The 18,011-nt window shown below is 64.5% G+C and carries 16 protein-coding genes; 11 read left to right on the top strand and 5 right to left on the bottom strand.

Going from position 1 to position 18,011, the window contains the following annotated elements:
* The first annotated feature begins 48 nt into the window (after window positions 1–48).
* The 4 genes from GH663_RS01340 (at window position 49) to GH663_RS01325 (ending at window position 4,766) form a co-directional block, all read left to right on the top strand.
* Entirely contained in the window at window positions 49–1,419 is a 1,371-nt protein-coding gene (locus tag GH663_RS01340; protein WP_066887237.1) for a sigma-54-dependent transcriptional regulator, read from the top strand.
* Window positions 1,419–3,446 (top strand): sensor histidine kinase, encoded by a 2,028-nt coding sequence (locus GH663_RS01335; protein ID WP_246181473.1) that lies wholly within the window; start codon window positions 1,419–1,421, stop codon window positions 3,444–3,446. The genes GH663_RS01340 and GH663_RS01335 overlap by 1 nt, the downstream gene beginning before the upstream one ends.
* A 70-nt stretch (window positions 3,447–3,516) precedes the next feature.
* The gene (locus GH663_RS01330) at window positions 3,517–3,924 is read left to right on the top strand and encodes a YidB family protein (protein ID WP_153129941.1); all 408 of its coding nucleotides are present in this window, start codon (window positions 3,517–3,519) and stop codon (window positions 3,922–3,924) included.
* Window positions 3,925–4,136: 212 nt separating this feature from the next.
* Window positions 4,137–4,766 (top strand): LysE family translocator, encoded by a 630-nt coding sequence (locus tag GH663_RS01325; RefSeq protein ID WP_153129940.1) that lies wholly within the window; start codon window positions 4,137–4,139, stop codon window positions 4,764–4,766.
* Between the two features lie 2 nt (window positions 4,767–4,768).
* On the opposite strand, the gene hemW is transcribed toward GH663_RS01325, so the two are convergent.
* The 5 genes from hemW to GH663_RS01300 all read right to left on the bottom strand — a co-directional run bounded on the left by hemW (window position 4,769) and on the right by GH663_RS01300 (window position 9,235).
* Window positions 4,769–5,971, bottom strand: a complete 1,203-nt coding sequence (gene hemW / locus GH663_RS01320; RefSeq protein WP_153129939.1) for a radical SAM family heme chaperone HemW — start codon at window positions 5,969–5,971, stop codon at window positions 4,769–4,771.
* A 93-nt stretch (window positions 5,972–6,064) separates the two neighbouring features.
* Window positions 6,065–6,655 (bottom strand): RdgB/HAM1 family non-canonical purine NTP pyrophosphatase, encoded by a 591-nt coding sequence (rdgB, locus tag GH663_RS01315; protein ID WP_153129938.1) that lies wholly within the window; start codon window positions 6,653–6,655, stop codon window positions 6,065–6,067.
* Window positions 6,652–7,365: a ribonuclease PH gene (gene rph / locus GH663_RS01310; protein ID WP_153129937.1), complete on the bottom strand. Its 714-nt coding sequence runs from the start codon at window positions 7,363–7,365 to the stop codon at window positions 6,652–6,654. Before rph ends, rdgB begins: the two co-directional genes overlap by 4 nt.
* An 8-nt stretch (window positions 7,366–7,373) precedes the next feature.
* A complete protein-coding gene (locus GH663_RS01305; RefSeq protein WP_153129936.1) occupies window positions 7,374–8,291 on the bottom strand; it encodes a PP2C family protein-serine/threonine phosphatase in 918 nt (305 codons plus the stop codon).
* On the bottom strand, window positions 8,288–9,235 hold the full coding sequence (locus tag GH663_RS01300; RefSeq protein ID WP_066887258.1) for a serine/threonine protein kinase: 948 nt from the start codon (window positions 9,233–9,235) through the stop codon (window positions 8,288–8,290). Before GH663_RS01300 ends, GH663_RS01305 begins: the two co-directional genes overlap by 4 nt.
* Before the next feature lie 77 nt (window positions 9,236–9,312).
* Here GH663_RS01300 and GH663_RS01295 point away from each other — a divergent pair, with 77 nt between their 5' ends.
* From GH663_RS01295 to GH663_RS01265, 7 genes are all read left to right on the top strand, one after another.
* Window positions 9,313–10,179 (top strand): YicC/YloC family endoribonuclease, encoded by an 867-nt coding sequence (locus GH663_RS01295; RefSeq protein WP_153129935.1) that lies wholly within the window; start codon window positions 9,313–9,315, stop codon window positions 10,177–10,179.
* Between the two features lie 205 nt (window positions 10,180–10,384).
* Window positions 10,385–12,973: an ATP-binding protein gene (locus tag GH663_RS01290; protein WP_153129934.1), complete on the top strand. Its 2,589-nt coding sequence runs from the start codon at window positions 10,385–10,387 to the stop codon at window positions 12,971–12,973.
* Between the two features lie 3 nt (window positions 12,974–12,976).
* Window positions 12,977–13,585: a guanylate kinase gene (gene gmk, locus GH663_RS01285; protein WP_153129933.1), complete on the top strand. Its 609-nt coding sequence runs from the start codon at window positions 12,977–12,979 to the stop codon at window positions 13,583–13,585.
* A gap of 16 nt (window positions 13,586–13,601) precedes the next feature.
* Window positions 13,602–13,808: a DNA-directed RNA polymerase subunit omega gene (gene rpoZ, locus GH663_RS01280; protein WP_153129932.1), complete on the top strand. Its 207-nt coding sequence runs from the start codon at window positions 13,602–13,604 to the stop codon at window positions 13,806–13,808.
* A 20-nt stretch (window positions 13,809–13,828) separates the two neighbouring features.
* The gene (locus tag GH663_RS01275) at window positions 13,829–15,982 is read left to right on the top strand and encodes a RelA/SpoT family protein (RefSeq protein ID WP_153129931.1); all 2,154 of its coding nucleotides are present in this window, start codon (window positions 13,829–13,831) and stop codon (window positions 15,980–15,982) included.
* Window positions 15,979–17,232 (top strand): D-amino acid dehydrogenase, encoded by a 1,254-nt coding sequence (locus tag GH663_RS01270; RefSeq protein ID WP_153129930.1) that lies wholly within the window; start codon window positions 15,979–15,981, stop codon window positions 17,230–17,232. The genes GH663_RS01275 and GH663_RS01270 overlap by 4 nt, the downstream gene beginning before the upstream one ends.
* Window positions 17,226–17,987: a TatD family hydrolase gene (locus tag GH663_RS01265; protein WP_153129929.1), complete on the top strand. Its 762-nt coding sequence runs from the start codon at window positions 17,226–17,228 to the stop codon at window positions 17,985–17,987. Before GH663_RS01270 ends, GH663_RS01265 begins: the two co-directional genes overlap by 7 nt.
* The last annotated feature ends 24 nt before the right edge of the window (window positions 17,988–18,011 follow it).

Genomic DNA, 18,011 nt, shown 5'->3' with positions numbered 1-18,011 from the left:
TCGCCGGGCGCTTGTTGCGATCATCCGGGGGATACCTTGGAGGGGACGATGGATTCTGAAGTTGCGCCGCTGAACGAAGCGCCGTGGAAGCACTATTCCGTGCTGGTGGTCGATGACGAACCGGGCATGGTCAGTTTCCTGCAGCGCGCCCTGACTTCGCGCTGCGGCGTGGTCGATACGGCGGGCAGCGTCGAGCAGGCCGAGCCCTTGCTGCGTCGTCGTCTCTACGATCTGATCGTGCTCGACATCGCGCTGCCCGGCCGTTCCGGCATCGACTGGCTGCATCAGTTGCGCGACGAAGGCTATGCCGGCGATGTCGTGCTGATGACCGCCTATGCCGACCTCGATACCGCGATCGACGCGCTGCGTGCCGGCGCGGCCGATTTCCTGCTCAAGCCCTTTTCGCTGGCCCAGGTGCTGAATGCGATCCAGCGCTGTTTCGAGCGTTCGCGGCTGCTTCGCGAAAACTTCGTGCTGCGCCGCGAAGTCAGCGAACGGGCGGCCGATGTCGAAGGCATCGTCGGCCAGTCTGATGTCATGCTCGCCGCCTGCGAGCGCCTCAAGCGCATCGCACCGACCCCGGCCACCGTGCTGCTGACCGGCGAATCCGGCACCGGCAAGGAAGTCGCGGCGCGCGCCCTGCACCGGATGAGCAACCGGGCGGCGGCCTCCTTCGTGCCGGTGAACTGCGCGGCGATCGCCTCCGAACTGATCGAGTCGGAGCTGTTCGGCCACGTCAAGGGCGCCTTCACCGGCGCCCAGCAGAGCCGCGAAGGCCTGTTCTACTACGCCCGCGGCGGCACGCTGTTCCTCGACGAAATCGGCGAACTGCCGGCCGCCGCCCAGGCCAAGCTGCTGCGCGTGCTGGAAGAGCGGCGAATCCGGCCGGTCGGTTCGGAGCAGGAAATCCCGGTCGATGTCCGGGTCATCGCCGCGACCAACCGCGACCTGAAAGCCGAAGTGGCGGCCCAGCGCTTCCGCCAGGATCTATATTACCGGCTGCAGGTCGTCGAAGTGACGCTGCCGCCGCTGCGCGAGCGGCCGGACGATCTGCCGCTGCTGGTCGAGCATTTCATCAGCCAGCTGGCGCCTTACCTCGATGTGCCGCGCCTTGAACTGGATGGCCGCACCCTGAACCGGATGGCGGCCTACGACTGGCCGGGCAATGTCCGCGAACTGCGCAATTTCGTCGAACGCTCGTTGATTCTCGGCTGGTTCGACCTCGGGCCAGAACCCAAGGCGAGCGCCGTCGCCGCCGGCAGTACCGATGAAAGCCTGGAGTCGGTGGAGAAGCGCCACATCCTGGCCGTGCTCGGTGCCTGCGACGGCAACAAGTCGGAAGCCGGCCGCCGGCTGGGCGTCTCGCGCAAGACGCTGGACCGCAAATGCCAGGCCTGGGGCGTGGTCGACGTCCACTGATGGCGATGCAGCACAGCCCGCTCAACCCGCCGAGCCGGCGTTCGATCCGTGTCCGCCTGCTGCTGCTCGCCCTGCTGCCGCTCGGTATCGCGCTGCCGGCGATGGTCGCCGTGCTGGCCAGCTGGGGCGGCGATTATTTCGACCGCCTGCTGGTCACCAAGGTACGGGCCGACCTGGCGGTGGCGCACGGCTATTACGAGCGGGTGGCGGAGGGGATGGGGCGCTCGGTCGAAGGCCTGGCCGGATCGGCCCGGCTGGCGCGGGTACTGACTTTGCCGGGGGTGCAGCGCAGCGCGGCGATGGACGACCTGCTCGATACGGCACGCCTGGCGCAGCGCCTCGATTTTCTGCATTTTTTGCCGGTCGACCGCAGCATTCAACTGGCCACCACCTGGCCGGTGCTCGATGCGGCGCTGGCCGGCGTGGCGCGCACCGAAACCGAACTCTTCTCGGCCGAGCAGTTGCGGGCGATCGACCCACGGCTGGCCGAGCGGGCGCTGACGCCGCTGCTCGAAACCGCCAATGCCCAGATTGACCGGCGCCAGGTCGAGGCGCGCGGCCTGCTGATCCATACCGCCGCCCCGGTGCACGCCGCCGACGGCCGCCTGCTCGGGGTGCTGGCCGGCGGCGCGCTGCTCAACAAGAATCTAGAATTCATCGACCGCCTGAACGAAATCGTCTATCCCGAAGGCGCCCTGCCGCTCGGCAGCGCCGGCACGGCGACGCTGTTCCTCGGCGACGTCCGGGTGGCGACCAATGTCCGGCTGTTCGAGGGTGGCCGCGCCATCGGCACCCGGGTCTCGGCCGCCGTGCATCAGGCTGTGCTCGACGAAGGACGCACCTGGCTGGACCGCGCCTTCGTCGTCCGCGACTGGTACGTCTCGGCCTACGAGCCGCTGCTCGACAGTCGTGGCCAGCGGATCGGCATGCTCTACGTCGGCTTCCTCGAAGGGCCGTTCGAAGCGGCCAAGCGCAGCGCGCTCGGCATCGTGGTCGGGCTGTTCGGGCTGGTCATGCTGGTTGCCGGCGTCTTTTCCGTACTCTGGGCGCGCCGGGTGTTCAAGCCGATCGAGCGCATGCATGCCACCATGCATGCCATCGAGCAGGGCGACAGCGCGGCGCGGGTGGGCGAAGTCGAGAGCCAGGACGAACTCGGTGTGGTCGCCGCGCATTTCGACCGCCTGCTCGACCAGTTGCAGGCCCAGGCCAGTTCGCTGAAGCGCTGGGGCCAGTCGCTCGATGCCAAGGTCGCCGAACGGACGGCCGAACTGGAGCAGGCGGTGGCCGATCTGAAGGCGGCGCAATCGCAACTGGTGATGAGCGAGAAATTGGCCGCCATCGGCCAGTTGACCGCCGGCGTGGCGCACGAGATCAACAACCCGGTGGCGGTCATCCAGGGCAATCTCGATGTCCTGCGCGACATTCTCGGCCCGGCCGCCGAACCGGTGGCGCCCGAGATCAAGCTGATCCACGAGCAGGTGCACCGCATCCGGCTGATCGTCGCCAAGCTGCTGCAGTTCGCCCGGCCGCAGGATTACGTCGGCTACCTCGAACCGGTCTCGCCGGCCCAGCTGATCCAGGACAGCCTGCTGCTGGTCGGCCACCTGCTGAAGAAGGGCAATATCGCCATCGAGCAGCATTTCGACTCGACCCGCCATGTGTTGTGCAACCGCAACGAGCTGCAGCAGGTGCTGATCAACCTGCTGGTCAACGCTATCCAGGCGATGCCCGAGGGCGGCGTGCTGGTGCTGGTGGCGGAGGACTGGGACGAGGCCGACATGCCGGTCGGCCTCAAGCTGGTCGTCGCCGACACCGGCCCGGGCCTGACCGCGGCCGAGCGCGACAGTCTGTTCAAGCCCTTCTACACCGCCAAGAAACCGGGCGGCACCGGGCTCGGCCTGTGGGTCAGCCTGTCGCTGATCGAGCGCTACGGCGGCCGGATCAGCGTGGACAGCGAGCCGGGCCAAGGCTCGCGCTTCACGGTCTGGCTGCGCTTCGAGCCGCTGGCGTTGGAGCGCGTCGTTTAGCAAAACTTCACACGGCCGGTCATGATCGTGGACTAGGATGAATGAACCCTCATTCCTTGTGGAGAACATCATGGGACTTCTTGATTCGATGGTCGGTGCGCTGGCCGGTGGCCAGTCGGGTGGCAACAATGCCCTGCTCGAAACGGTGCTGCAGTTGATCAACAACCCGCAAACCGGCGGCCTGGCCGGGCTGGTCCGGTCCTTCCAGCAGGGCGGGCTGGGGGAAATCGTCAATTCCTGGGTGTCGACCGGCGCCAACCTACCGATTTCGCCCGAGCAGATCCAGCGCGTGCTCGGCAACTCGTCGCTGCAGGGGCTGGCAGCGCAACTCGGGGTCAGTCCGGAGCAGGCCTCCGGCAGCCTGGCCGACCTGCTGCCGCAGGTGGTCGACCAGCTGACGCCGAATGGCCAGGTGCCGCAGGGCGGCGATCTGATGGCGCAAGGCCTCGATCTGCTGAAGGGCAAGCTGTTCGGCTGATTGACTTTGGTCATGCGGCGCTATGCCGCATTCCCGTTGCCGCCATATGCGGTTAGCATTGCATCCGTTCCTGCGGTAACGCGGGATCACCCTGATACCTCTTGTTTCCGGCCCCGTTTCTCCCAAGCGGGGCCGCTTTTTTGCCGGCCGATTGCCGCGCTCGGGGCGGGGTGTGACAATCCCGGCCCCGAATCTTTTTTGCCGAGCCCGCCATGACGCTGATTTCGTTGAGCCAGTTCGTCGCCTTTCTCGGCGCCGCCATGCTGCTGACCCTGGCCCCGGGGCCGGACAACCTGCTGGTGCTGTCGCTCGGCGTAGCGCGCGGCCGGCGGGCCGGCATCGCTTTCGGGCTGGGCTGCGCCAGCGGCTGCCTGAGCCATACGCTGCTCGCGGCGCTCGGCGTCGGCGCGCTGATCGCCGCCAGTCCGCCCGCTTTCGGCGCCCTCAAGCTGATCGGCGGCTTGTACCTGATCTGGCTCGGCTGGCAGGCCTGGCGCAGCCGGGGCGCGACGGAGATGGCGGGGGCGGGCGGTCACGAGTCGGCGGCGCGGCTGTTCGGCAAGGGTTGCCTGGCCAATGCCATCAACCCCAAGGTCGTCACCTTCTTTCTCGCCTTCCTGCCGCAATTCGTCGATGCCGGGCGGGCCGATGCGGCGGCCCAGATGCTGCAACTGGGTGTCATCTTCACGCTGCAGGCGGCTGTGCTCTTCGGCCTGCTCGGCTATTTTGCCGGCGCCGCCGGGCAGTTGCTGCAGCGCCGGCCGCGCATGGGTTTATGGCTGGACCGATTGGCCGGGACGATTTTCGTCGGGCTCGGCCTGCGCCTGATCGTCGACCGCTGAACTCAGCTTTCCAGGAAGCGTTCGAGCAACACGTTGAGGAAACGCCGGCCCTTTAGCGTCGGCGCGATTTTCTCCGGGCCGACTTCGAGCAGGCCTTCGCGTTCGGCTGCCTTGAGTTGCGGCACGATGCGCTGCAGTTGCTGCGCCGTGCGCGCCTCGAACTGCGACGGGTGGAAGCCGTCGGCCAGGCGCAGCGCATTCATCAGGAATTCGAACGGCAACTCGCTGCCGGCGATTTCGCGCGATTCCTGCAGCGGCTGACCCTGCTGCACGTTGTCCAGGTAAGCGTTCGGGTGCTTCCAGCGCATCTGGCGCAGCACGCGGTCGTGTAGCGTCAGCTTGGAGTGGGCGCCGGCGCCGATGCCGAGGTAGTCGCCGAAGTACCAGTAATTCAGGTTGTGGCGGCACTGCTTGCCGGCCCGGGCGAAGGCCGAGGTTTCGTAGTTGCTGAAACCGGCGGCGGCCAGCCGGGTCTCGATCGCTTCCTGCATGTCGGCACAGAGGTCGCCTTCCGGCAGTTCGGGCGGGAAGGCGGCGAAGCGGGTATTCGGCTCCAGCGTCAGCTGGTAGCAGGAAAGATGCGAAGGCTGGAAGGACAGGGCGGTGTCGACGTCGCTCAGCGCCTGTTCCAGCGTCTGGCCGGGCAGGCCGTACATCAGGTCGAGGTTGAAAGAGTCGAAATGCTCGCCGGCCAGTTGCGCCGCCCGCTTCGCCTCGGCGGCGCCGTGGATGCGGCCGAGCGCCGTCAGGTGGTCATCGTTGAAGCTCTGGATGCCGAGCGACAGGCGATTGACGCCGGCGGCGCGGAAGCCGGCGAATTTCTCCGCTTCGACCGTGCCCGGGTTGGCTTCCAGCGTGATTTCGGCGTCCGGCGCCAGCATCGCCAGCGCCCGGAAGGCGGCGAGCAGTTCGTCGATGGCGGCCGGCGACAACAGGCTGGGCGTGCCGCCGCCGAAGAAGACGCTGACCACCGGCCGGCCCCAGATCAGCGGCAGTGCCGATTGCAGGTCGGCAATCAGCGCATCGACATACTGGCGCTCGGGGATCGCGCCATTCGCCTCGTGCGAGTTGAAATCGCAGTACGGGCACTTCTGGACGCACCACGGCACGTGCACATAGAGCGCCAGCGGCGGCGAGACCTTGAATTCGAGGATGCCGGCGGTCGACACCGGTTTTTGGGCAAAAATGGGAATGGTGCGGGCCATGGCGAGTCGACAGTACGAAGGTGCGGTGGGCGGTGATGAAAGATTGACGCCCGCGGCGGCGGGCGTCGGAATCCTTGGGGACTGCGCTTCGACCTACAGGCTGGGCAGGCGTTCGATCAGTTTTTGCATGGCCTGGCCGCGATGCGAGACGCGGTTCTTGGTCTCGGCATCGAGTTCGGCTGCGGTCTGGCCGAAAGCCGGCACGAAGAACAGCGGGTCGTAGCCGAAGCCGCCTTCGCCGCGCAGTTCGGGGATGATCTCGCCGTGCCATTCGCCTTCGGCGATCAGCGGTTGCGGATCCTCGGCATGGCGAACCAGCACGATGACCGAGACGAAATGGGCGCGGCGGTCCGGGTGGTCGGCGAGGTCGGTGAACAACTTTTCGTTGTTGCGCGCATCCGACTTCGGTTCGCCGGCATAGCGCGCCGAGATGACGCCGGGGGCGCCGCCGAGGGCGCTGACGCAAAGGCCGGAATCGTCGGCCAGGGCGGGCAGGCCGGACAGCTTTGCGGCATGACGGGCCTTGGCCAGTGCATTTTCGACGAAGGTGCAGTGCGGCTCTTCGGCTTCCGGGATGCCGAGCTGGCCCTGCGGGATGACTTCGAAGCCGAGCGGCGCCAGCAGCGCGTTCAGCTCCTTCATCTTCTTGGCGTTGTTGGAGGCGAGGACGAGTTTTTTCATCAGGCGAGGGCCGTTTGCTGGGCGGCGATCAGCTGGCGGATGCCGGCTTCGGCGAGGTCGGTCAGGGTGTTCATCTGGGCCCGGGTGAAGGGTTCGCCTTCGGCCGTGCCCTGCACTTCGACGATGCCGCCGGAACCGGTCATCACGACATTCATGTCGGTATCGCAGTTGGAGTCTTCCGGGTAGTCGAGGTCGAGGACCGGCGAGCCTTCATAGATGCCGACCGAAATGGCGGCGACGTGGTCGCGCACCGGATTGAGCGGCAGCTTGCCGTCGGTGACCAGCTTTTCGCAGGCTTCGTAGAGGGCGAGCCAGGCGCCGGTGATCGCGGCGCAGCGGGTGCCGCCGTCGGCCTGCAGGACGTCGCAGTCGAGCGTGATCTGGCGTTCGCCGAGGGCTTTCAGGTCGGTCACGGCGCGCAGGCTGCGGCCAATCAGGCGCTGGATTTCCTGGGTGCGGCCGGTCTGCTTGCCCTTGGCCGCTTCGCGGGCCGAGCGGGTATGGGTGGCGCGGGGCAGCATGCCGTATTCGGCGGTGACCCAGCCCTGGCCCTTGCCGCGCAGGAAAGGCGGCAGGCTTTCTTCAACGCTGGCGGTGCACAGCACGCGGGTGTCGCCCATCTCGATCAGCACCGAGCCTTCGGCGTGGCGCGTGAAATTGCGGGTCAGGCGAACCTGGCGGAGTTGGTCGGGCTGGCGTTGGCTGGGGCGCATGGTATTCCTCACTTTTTCGGGGTGTACTTGTCGATGGCGCTGCGGATTTCCTCAATCGCCTTTTCAATTTCGTCGTCGGAGAGATCGCTCTTGTAGGCCGGATTGCGGCCGAACTCTTCGAGGCGGGTGGTCACTTCGCCATGCGCCATGCTTTGCGTCGAGATGGCGCTGCTCGCCTCTTCGACATAGCTTTCTTCCCAGCGCACGGCAACGACCGACAGGTTGTCGCCATGCACGCCGCCCTTGATCTCGGCTTGCGACAGCAGGTTGGGGACGCCTTGCAGCAGGTTGGCGCCCTTCAGGGCGACCGCCATCAGTTCGCCGGTGGTGACGCCCCACAGGCCGTCGCTGCACAGCAGCAGGATGTCGCCATGCTCGAGCGGCGTCTTGCGCGAGAATTCGATTTCCGGCGGCGTCGGGCTGCCCAGGCAACTGTAGATCTTGTTGCGGTCCGGGTGATTGACGGCCTGCGCTTCGGTAATCAGCCCTTCCTCGATCAGCAGGCGAATGCGCGAGTGGTCGCGGGTCTGGGCGATGACCTTGCCGCCGCGCATCAGGAATAGGCGGGAGTCGCCGGCATGGGCCCAGTAGGCGACATTGTCCTGGACGATGCAGGCGACGCAGGTCGTGCGTGGCGTGTCCTTCAGCTTGTGGCGCGTCGTGTAGTCGAGGATGGCGTGGTGCGCATTGGACATGCCCTTTTGCAGGAAGCGGAAGGGGTCGGCGATCTCCGGCTTGGCCTCGCGCTGAAAGGCGTCGGCCAGCGTCTGCACGGCGATCTGCGCTGCGATTTCGCCATAGTGATGCCCGCCCATGCCGTCGGCGACCACCATCAGCAGCGCATCGCGCGAGTAGCAATAGGTCGTCCGGTCCTCGTTGTTGGCCCGGCCGCCGATGCGGCTGTCCTGATAAATGGTGAATCTCATTTATTCGGTTTCCTGATTTTGTCGACAAAACGCCCCAGCCAGTGCTGATTGGCTTTGGGGGTGGGCGGCGTGACGGTTTCGACCAGCGCCTTCTGCAAGGCAAAAACGCTTTGCGGCCGATAAAGATGGTTCAAGTTGAGGCACCAGTCGATGATTTCCAGCAGGCGGTCGGAGAATTGACCGTCCCAGCGCATCATGGCCGGCGTCAGGGTGTCCTTCTTCAGGCGATCATCGGCCGCCTGCGGCGCATTGCCGGCCAGGCAGGCATACATTGAGGCGCCGACGCTGTAGATGTCGCTCCACGGCCCGAGATCCTTGCGCGTGCCATAGTGTTCCGGCGAGGCAAAACCCGGCGTGTACATCGGCTTGAGGATCGGCTGGTCGGTGGCCAGGGTCTGCCGGGCGGCGCCGAAGTCGATCAGCACCGGCGTGTTGTCCGAGCGCAGGTAAATATTCGAGGGCTTCAGGTCGAGGTGCAGCAGCTTGTGCGAATGCACCTCGCGCAGACCGTTCAGCATGCGGGTGAAAACGCCGCGGATAAAGCGTTCGGAAATATGGCCCTGGTGCTTCTGGATGAACTCCTGCAGCGTCCGGCCGTGCTCGTACTCCATCACCATATAGACGGTGTCGTTGGCGCGAAAAAAATTCAGCACGCGGATCACGTTCGGGTGCGACAGCTTGGCCAGCGCCCGGCCTTCCTCGAAAAAACACTTCATGCCGTAGCGAAAGGCGCCCTGGTGTTCGCTCGTGATTACCGGCCGGGTCGAGCCATTGACGCGCAAGGCCAGGCTGTTCGGCAGGTATTCCTTGATCGCGACCTGAGTGCCGGCGGCATCGGTCGCCAGGTACACAATAGAAAAGCCGCCGAGCGAAAGCTGGCGGTCTATTGTGTACTCTTCGAGCGGGTGGCCGTTTGGTAGCGGCTGATTGGCTTGTTGCGCCATGGATCTCGCGGTTATGATGCAATTTCAGGCATTTTCGGGCGTGTTGTCCGGCCTGTAAAGCTGGAGATCCCCCGATAATGATTTGTAGTATGACCGGTTATGCAGTCAAAACGCGTGATATCGAACGCGGAACCCTGCAACTTGAACTTAAAAGCGTCAATTCGCGCTACCTCGATTTTCATTTTCGCGTCAGCGAAGAGTTGCGCGCGCTGGAAATGCCGCTGCGCGAACTGCTGGCCGCCCGCCTGTCGCGCGGCAAGGTGGAATGTCGCCTTTCCTTCAATGCCGGTTCGGCCCGGGGCGATCAGCTTGAGCTGAACGGCGAGTTGCTGGGCAGCCTGAAAGTGCTCAATCAGCGCGTTCGGGACGAAATGCCGGAAGCCCGCCCGCTTTCGGTCAATGATGTGCTGCGCTGGCCAGGCATGTTCGGCGACCAGTCGATCGACTTTGCTGCCCTCGGTCCGCAGGTCATGGCCCTGGCCCGCGAGGTACTGGACGAGTTCACCGCCAGCCGGGCGCGCGAAGGCGAAAAACTGGCCGCCATGATCGTCGACCGCGTCAATGCCATCCGTGCCGTGGTCGCCCGCGTTGCGCCACGCATTCCGGAAGCGCAGGCGTTATTCACCGACAAGCTGCGCCAGCGTCTGCAGGAGGCCCTCGGCAACGCCAGCGACGACCGCATCCTGCAGGAAGTCGCGGTGTTCGCGACGCGGATCGATGTCGCCGAGGAACTGACCCGCCTGAACGCCCACCTCGATGAAGTCGAGCGTGTGCTGAAGCACGGCGGCGCCTGCGGCAAGCGCCTTGATTTCCTGATGCAGGAACTGAACCGCGAAGCCAACACCCTCGGTTCGAAATCGGCGGTGACCGAAGTTTCGCAGGCCTCGATGGACCTGAAGCTGCTGATCGAGCAGATGCGCGAACAGATCCAGAACCTGGAATAACTGTTGATGCCGGCGATTGGCGCCAACGCGCGCCGTCCCCTTACCAAATGAGCCCAGTAGCTCGCTTGCCATGCCGCCTGGTTGATTCCCCCGGCATCTTTCACCGCTTTCCGGCGCCGCGTTTTGCGTTAGACTGCATCATCGGTACCGGGTAAATCTGCCCGGTAATCCGACTGGGACCTGATCGTTCAGGGGGTGGTTCGGGATGACGACTGAAGATTCAAGCGGTTCAGCGGTATCGCCGCGCACGCTGGCCTTCCGGCTTTTTGCCGGCTGGCTGGTGGTCGTCCTGTGTGCCCTCGGCGTGGCCGGGGTTTATCTGAAAAGCAGCCTGGAGCATCATGAGGCGCGAGCCCGTCTGGCGGCGGACAATCTTTCCCAGGTTCTCGAGCGCGACATCGCCGCCTCGCTGGAAAAGGTCGATCTTCTGCTTCGCTCCGTCGTCGATGAATACGAGCGCCGACTGGCCGGCGGCGCCTTCGACCCCTCAGAAATGGATGATTTTCTGGCCCGTCTGCGCGACCGGCAGCCCTCGCTGCAAGTGCTGCGCATTGCCGATGCGCAAGGCCAGACAGCGGGTGGGGCGCAGATGGCTGACCGCGAATATTTTCAGCAGTTGCGTGACAACCCTGGGGCCGGCGTGGTCGTTTCCAAGCCGATGGTCGGCCGGATCAGCGGCAAATGGGCCATCGTCCTTGCCCGTCGGCTGGTCGATCGTCAGGGGGCGTTTGCCGGTGTCGCCTATGCCAGCCTGAGTCTGGAATATTTCGAAAAGCAGCTCTCGTCGCTGCAACTCGGGCCGCAGGGTTCGGTCTCTTGGCGGGATGCCGACCTCGGCGTGGTCGTTCGCTTGCCGAAGCGCCTGGATGTCGCCAATTACGGGGCGACCCAGGTTTCCGAGGATTACCGCCGGGCCTTGCTGGAGAGTCCGCAGCAGGGCAGCTATGTTTCGGGCGAAACGGCAATCGACGGCGTGCAGCGCCTGCATGTCTATCGTTTCAATCCGGCCTATCGTTTTTACGTCAATGTCGGCGTTGCCAAGGAAGATTACCGGGCCCCCTGGCTGAGCCATCTGTGGGCGACGCTGACCCTGTTGGCGGCTTTCATTCTGCTCAGTGCGCTTGGCGTCATCCTGCTGCACCGCTACGCCAGTCGACTGGTTGGACGCGAGCGCATGCTGCGGACTATTTTCGATACGACCGATGGCGCAATTTTCCTGCTTGATGCGGCCGGGCGGATCACGCATGCTAACGAGCGGATGGCCGCGATGCTGCTCTGTCCCTTGCCGCAGTTGATCGGCCGCGCCTATCTCGACTTCGTTCATGGCTCGCAGCGTGCCGCGGCCGAGCAGCGCATGCAGCAACTGGTCAAGGGCGAGATTCCCTTCGTGCGCCTGGAACGCGAGTATCAGCGGACCGACGGTTCGGTGTTCTGGGGTTTTCTTTGCGGCCGGCAGTTGCGTGACGAGCATGACCGGCTGGTCGGCATGGTGGCGCTGATTGCCGATATCAGCGAGGAAAAGAGCAATGCCGATGAACTGGCCCGTTACCGCCGCCACCTTGAGGATCTGGTTCGCGAGCGGACGGTGGAACTGGAAGGGGCCAAAAGCGTGGCCGAGGCGGCCAGCCGTTCGAAGAGCACCTTCCTGGCCAACATGAGCCACGAAATCCGGACGCCGATGAATGCCATCATCGGTTTCACCAATCTGCTGCTGCGCGAAGTCACGGTGCCGGCACAGCAGGAGCGGCTGAAGAAAATTGCCCATTCGGCCGAGCATCTGCTGTCCATCCTCAACGACGTGCTCGATATTTCAAAAATTGAGTCGGGCAAGCTGCAACTGGAGTCGGTGCCGTTCCGGATGCTCGATCTGGTCGAGGGGATGGTGGCGCTGCATGGCGAGCGGGCCGAGGCCAAGGGCTTGTCGTTCCGCCTGGCACTTTCCGCCTTGCCGCCGGTGCTCGTTGGCGACCGGACGCGTCTGGCGCAGGCGCTGCTCAACTACCTGAGCAATGCCATCAAATTTACCGAGCGCGGAACCATCACCTTGCGCGCCAGCATTCTTGAAGAGGACGAAGATACGCTGCTCGCCCGCTTCGAGGTCCAGGATACCGGCATCGGTATCGAAGCCGAGGCTTTGCCCCGCCTGTTCGGTGCCTTCGAGCAGGCCGACAATACGACGACACGAAAATTCGGCGGCACCGGTTTGGGGCTGGCGATCACCCGCCGCTTGGCCGAACTGATGGGCGGCAGTGTCGGGGTCGAAAGTACGCCGGGTGTCGGCAGTACGTTCTGGCTGACGGTGCGGTTGGGCAAGACCGCTGAGGTCGACGGTGAAAAAAGAGCAATTTCGGCGGTGCCGCAGAGTGCAGAGGAAATTCTCCGCGAGCAATACGCTGGCGCCCGTCTGTTGCTGGTCGAGGACGACAGTGTCAACCAGGAAGTGGCTCTCGATTTGCTGCGCGAACTGGCTGGCCTGCAGGTCGATCTGGCCGAAAACGGGGCGGTGGCACTGGCAATGGCGGCCACCAAGCACTACGACCTGATCCTGATGGATCTGCTGATGCCGGAGATGGACGGCATCGAGGCCGCCCGGCGCATTCGGCAAATGCCGGCCTACGCGGAAACGCCCATTCTGGCGCTGACCGCCAATGCCTTCGATGAAGACCGGACGCGCTGCCTGGCGGCCGGCATGAACGACCACATCCCGAAACCGGTCGACCCGGCCTACCTTTTCGGTAAACTGCTGCGCTGGCTGCCGCGTCCCGCGGCCGGCACACCTACCACTCAGGAATAAAGCATGGCCGGAAATCTCTATGTTGTCGCCGCTCCGTCGGGGGCCGGCAAGACCACGCTGGTTCGCATGCTGCTCGACAGCGAAGCGGGCGTGCATCTCTCCATTTCCCACACCACCCGCAGCCCGCGGCCGGGCGAACAGGATGGCCGCGAGTATCACTTTGTCGACGCGGCGGAGTTCCGCGCCATGATCGAGCGCCACCAGTTTCTCGAATGGGCCGAGGTGCACGGCAACTTTTACGGTACTTCGAAAACCTGGATCGCCGAGCAACTGGCGGCCGGCCACGATGTCCTGCTCGAAATCGACTGGCAGGGCGCGCAGCAGGTACGCAAGCAGTTCCCGGGGGCTATCGGCATCTTTATTTTGCCGCCCTCGATGGAGGAGCTGGAACGCCGGCTGACCGGGCGCGGCACCGATGCGGCCGACGTTATAGCCCGTCGTCTGGCGGCGGCACAGGCCGAGATGCGCCATGTCGGGGAATTCGACTATGTTATTATTAACAACGAACTGGAAGTGGCGCTGACCGACCTCTGTGCGGTAGTCCGCGCTTCCCGACTGCGGTTTGCTGCGCAAAGTGCGCGACATTCTGCTCTTTTTGCCCGAATGATCTGATTTTCCGAGGTTTTACATGGCTCGCGTTACTATTGATGACTGCCTGAAAAGAATTCCCAATCGTTTTGAAGCAACCCTGGCTGCCGCCCATCGTGCCCGCCAACTGGCCAACGGCGCCACGCCGCTGGTCGAGCCGGGCAAGGACAAGCCGACCGTGATCGCCCTGCGCGAACTGGGTACCGGCAAGATCGGCATCGAAGTTCTCAATCGCGGCCAAGGCTGAGGCTGGGGCGGTGAAAGCTGATGGAGCCAGCACCGTCATCTCCGCCGCCTGCCATTGAAGAACCCGCCTACCGGGTTTTTCTCGATAGTCTCGACTATCTTTCTCCCGAACAAGTAGCACTGGTCAAGAAGGCATACGCCTTCTCGGCCCACGCCCATGCGCATCAGAAGCGCATGTCGGGCGAACCCTACATCACGCATCCGCTCGCCGTCGCCGGCGCCGTCGTCGAATGGCGGATGGATGCCGATGCCATCATGGCAGCCCTGCTCCATGACGTGCTGGAAGACACCGGCACCACCAAGCGCGAACTGGCCGACCTGTTTGGCCGCGAAGTCGCCGAGTTGGTGGACGGACTGTCCAAGCTCGACAAGATGGAGTTCGCTTCCTACCAGGAGGCGCAGGCCGAAAACTTCCGCAAGATGCTGATGGCGATGGCGCGCGATTTGCGCGTCGTGCTCATCAAGCTGGCCGACCGCCAGCACAATCTGCAGACCATGTCGGCGATGCGCCCGGACAAACGGCGGCGGATTGCGACGGAAACCCTGGAAATCTACGCGCCGATCGCCTTGCGCCTTGGCCTGAACAAGCTCTACCGCGAATTGCAGGACCTCTCCTTCCGGTTGATTCATCCGCACCGGGCCGAAGTGCTGGCCCGCGCCATGCGCGCGGCGCGCGGCAACCGCAAGGAACTGCTGACCCGGATCCTCGACGGCATCAGGGACAAGCTGGCCCATGCCGGCCTGCGCGCCGATGTCTTCGGGCGCGAGAAGAGCCTCTATTCGACTTTCCGCAAGATGAAGGACAAGCACCTGTCCTTCTCGCAGGTGCTCGACATCTACGGTTTCCGCGTCGTCGTCGATAACGTGCCGACCTGCTACCTGGCGCTCGGCGCGCTGCACAGCCTGTTCAAGCCGGTGCCCGGCAAGTTCAAGGACTATGTCGCGATTCCCAAGGCCAATGGCTACCAGTCGCTGCACACGACGCTGATCGGCCCCTACGGAACGCCGGTCGAAGTGCAGATCCGTACCCAGGAAATGCATCACGTCGCCCAGGAAGGTGTCGCCGCGCACTGGCTGTACAAGGACACCGAAGAGAGTGGTGCCGATCTGCAGATCAAGACGCACAAGTGGCTGCAGTCGCTGCTCGAAATGCAGAGCGGCGACTCTTCCGAGTTCTTCGAGAACGTCAAGATCGACCTCTTCCCGGACGAGGTGTATATCTTCACGCCGAAGGGCAAGATCATGGCCATGCCGCGCGGCGCGACGGTGGTCGATTTCGCCTACGCGGTGCATACCGACGTCGGTCACCACTGTTCGGCGGCCCGCATCAATCACGATCTGGCGCCGCTGCGCACCGAGTTGCGCAATGGCGACATGGTCGAAATCATCACCTCGCCGCAGGCCAGCCCGAATCCGATCTGGCTGACCTACGTCAAGACCGGTCGGGCACGTAGCAAGATCCGCCATTTCCTGCGCACCATGCAGAACGAGGAATCGGCCCGTCTCGGCGAGCGCCTGCTCCGCCAGGAACTGTTGTCGCTCGGCGTCGTACCGATTTCGATCCCGACCGATGCCTGGGAGCAACTGGTCAAGTCCGGCGGCCAGCGGAGCATCGAGGATGTCTACACCGACATCGGCCTCGGCAAGCGCCTGCCATCGGTGGTCGCCCGTCGCCTGCTGGCGCGCGAGGATATGAGCGGCGACAGTCCGGGCAACATGGCGCTGGCCATCCACGGCACCGAAGGCATGGCGATCCAGCTCGCCCGCTGTTGCCAGCCGATTCCCGGCGACCCGATCATCGGTTCGATCAAGAAGGGCAGCGGTCTGGTCATCCACACCCATGACTGCCCGACCATCCGCAAGTCGCGCACCGCCGAGCCACAGAAGTGGATCGACGTCGAGTGGGAGCCGGAAGAGGGCAAACTGTTCGATATCCGGATCAAGGTCGAGGTCAAGAATACGCGCGGCGTACTGGCCCAGGTCGCCTCGGCGATTGCCGAAGCCGGTTCGAACATCGAGCACGTCTCGATGGATGCCGATCCGGAACGCCTATTCACGCTGCTCCGCTTCACCATCCAGGTCGCTCACCGCAACCATCTGGCGGCCGTCATGCGCGGTATGCGCCATATTCCCGAAGTGACCCGCATCGTTCGCGAAAGGGGAGGCGAGGCTTGAGGATTCTCGTGCTCGGCGCCGGCGTCGTCGGTACGACAAGTGCGTGGTATCTGGCCCAGGCCGGGCATGAGGTCACGGTGGTGGACCGCCAGCCAGCAGCCGGCAATGAAACCAGCTTTGCCAATGGCGGGCAGATCTCCGTGTCGCATGCCGAACCGTGGGCCAACCCGCATATCCTGCCGCGCCTGCTGAAGTGGCTGGGGCGCGAGGATGCGCCCTTGCTCTGGCGCTGGCGGGCCGATCCGGCCCAGTTGAGCTGGGGGTTGCGTTTCCTTTTCGAATGCCTGCCCGGGGCGACCCGCCACAACATGGCGGCCATCGTCGCCCTGTCGCTCTATAGCCGGCGGCAATTGCGCAAGCTGCGGCAGAGCCTTGACCTGCAGTACGATCAACTTCAGCGCGGCATCCTGCATGTTTATACCGAGCCCAAGGAGTTTGAGGCGGCTATCGAAGCGGCGCGCATCATGCGCGAGTTTGGGCTGGATCGGGACACGGTCGATGTCGACAAGTGCCTCGAAATCGAGCCGGCCCTGGCCGATGCCCGGCATCTGCTGGTTGGCGGCGACTACACCGCCTCGGACGAATCGGGCGATGCCCACAAATTTACCCGGGCGCTGGCCGAGCGGGCGCAGGCGGCCGGCGTCGATTTTCGCCTCAATTTGACGGTCGACCGCATCGCTCCCGGTGGTCGAAAGATTGCCGGTGTACTGGTCCGTGGTCCACACGGTTCCGAGTTGCTGACTGCCGATGCCTATGTCGTCGCCCTGGGCAGCTATTCGCCGCAGTTGGTCAAGCCGCTCGGCATCTGCCTGCCGGTTTATCCGGCGAAAGGCTATTCGGCCACTCTGACCCTGGCCGAAAATTCTCTGGCACCGACGGTCAGCCTGACTGACGACGAGCGCAAACTGGTGTTCACGCGCCTGGGCAATCGCCTGCGGATAGCCGGGACCGCCGAATTCAACGGCTATAACCTCGACCTCAATCCGGTCCGTTGCCAGGCCGTGCTACAGCGCGTTCGCCAGTTGTTCCCGCGCCTGGAAGTCGAGTCCGAACCGGAGTTCTGGTGCGGTTTACGGCCGGCGACGCCGTCCAATGTGCCCTTCATCGGCCGGACGCGTTACGGAAATCTCTGGCTCAATACCGGCCACGGTACGCTGGGCTGGACCATGGCCTGCGGCTCGGGGGCGGCGCTGGCCGACCTGATCAGCGGCCGCCTGCCGGAACCGGACTTTCCCTTCCGGCGATGCTGATCGACAGCCACTGTCATCTCGATGCGGCCGAGTTCGATGCCGATCGCGATGCAGTGCAGGCTGCCGCACTGGCGGCCGGCGTCGGGCGCATCGTCGTGCCGGGGGTTGCGGTCGACGGCTTCGAAAAGCTGAAAACCAGCGTTGCCCGCTATCCCGGCTGTTTTGCCGCCTACGGCATCCACCCGCTGTACGTGATGCAGGCGGCGGACGCCGACCTGGAGGTGCTGCGCCGCTGGCTTCAGACGGAAAAGCCGGTTGCCGTCGGCGAGATCGGTCTCGATTTCTACGTGCCCGGGATCGACCCGGCGCGCCAGGAGTTGTTCTTCGTCGAACAACTGAAGCTGGCCCGCGAGTTTGATTTGCCGGTCATCCTGCATGTCCGGCGGGCGGTCGATCAGGTGCTCAAGCAATTGCGCCGCATCCGTGTATCCGGCGGTATTGCCCACGCCTTCAACGGCAGCCGGCAGCAGGCCGACGAGTTCATCAAGCTCGGCTTCAAGCTGGGCTTCGGTGGCGCCATGACCTATGCTGGCTCGACCCGGATCCGGGCCCTGGCCGCCACCTTGCCGCTCGACAGCATCGTGCTGGAAACCGATGCGCCGGACATGGCGCCTGCCTGGCTTAACGGCGGGCGAAATTCGCCTGCCGAGTTGCCGCGTATTGCCGCCGTTCTCGCCGAATTGCGCGGCCTTCCCATGCCGGAAATTGCCGAGCGAACCAGCGCCAATGCGCTTGCTGCATTGCCCTACATTTGATCCAGCGCAAGATTGCCCCTAAAA

Source organism: Dechloromonas hortensis, assembly GCF_009469765.1.
In the GTDB taxonomy this organism is placed as follows: Bacteria; Pseudomonadota; Gammaproteobacteria; order Burkholderiales; family Rhodocyclaceae; genus Azonexus; species Azonexus hortensis.
This window is presented reverse-complemented; position numbering and strand designations above follow the sequence as displayed.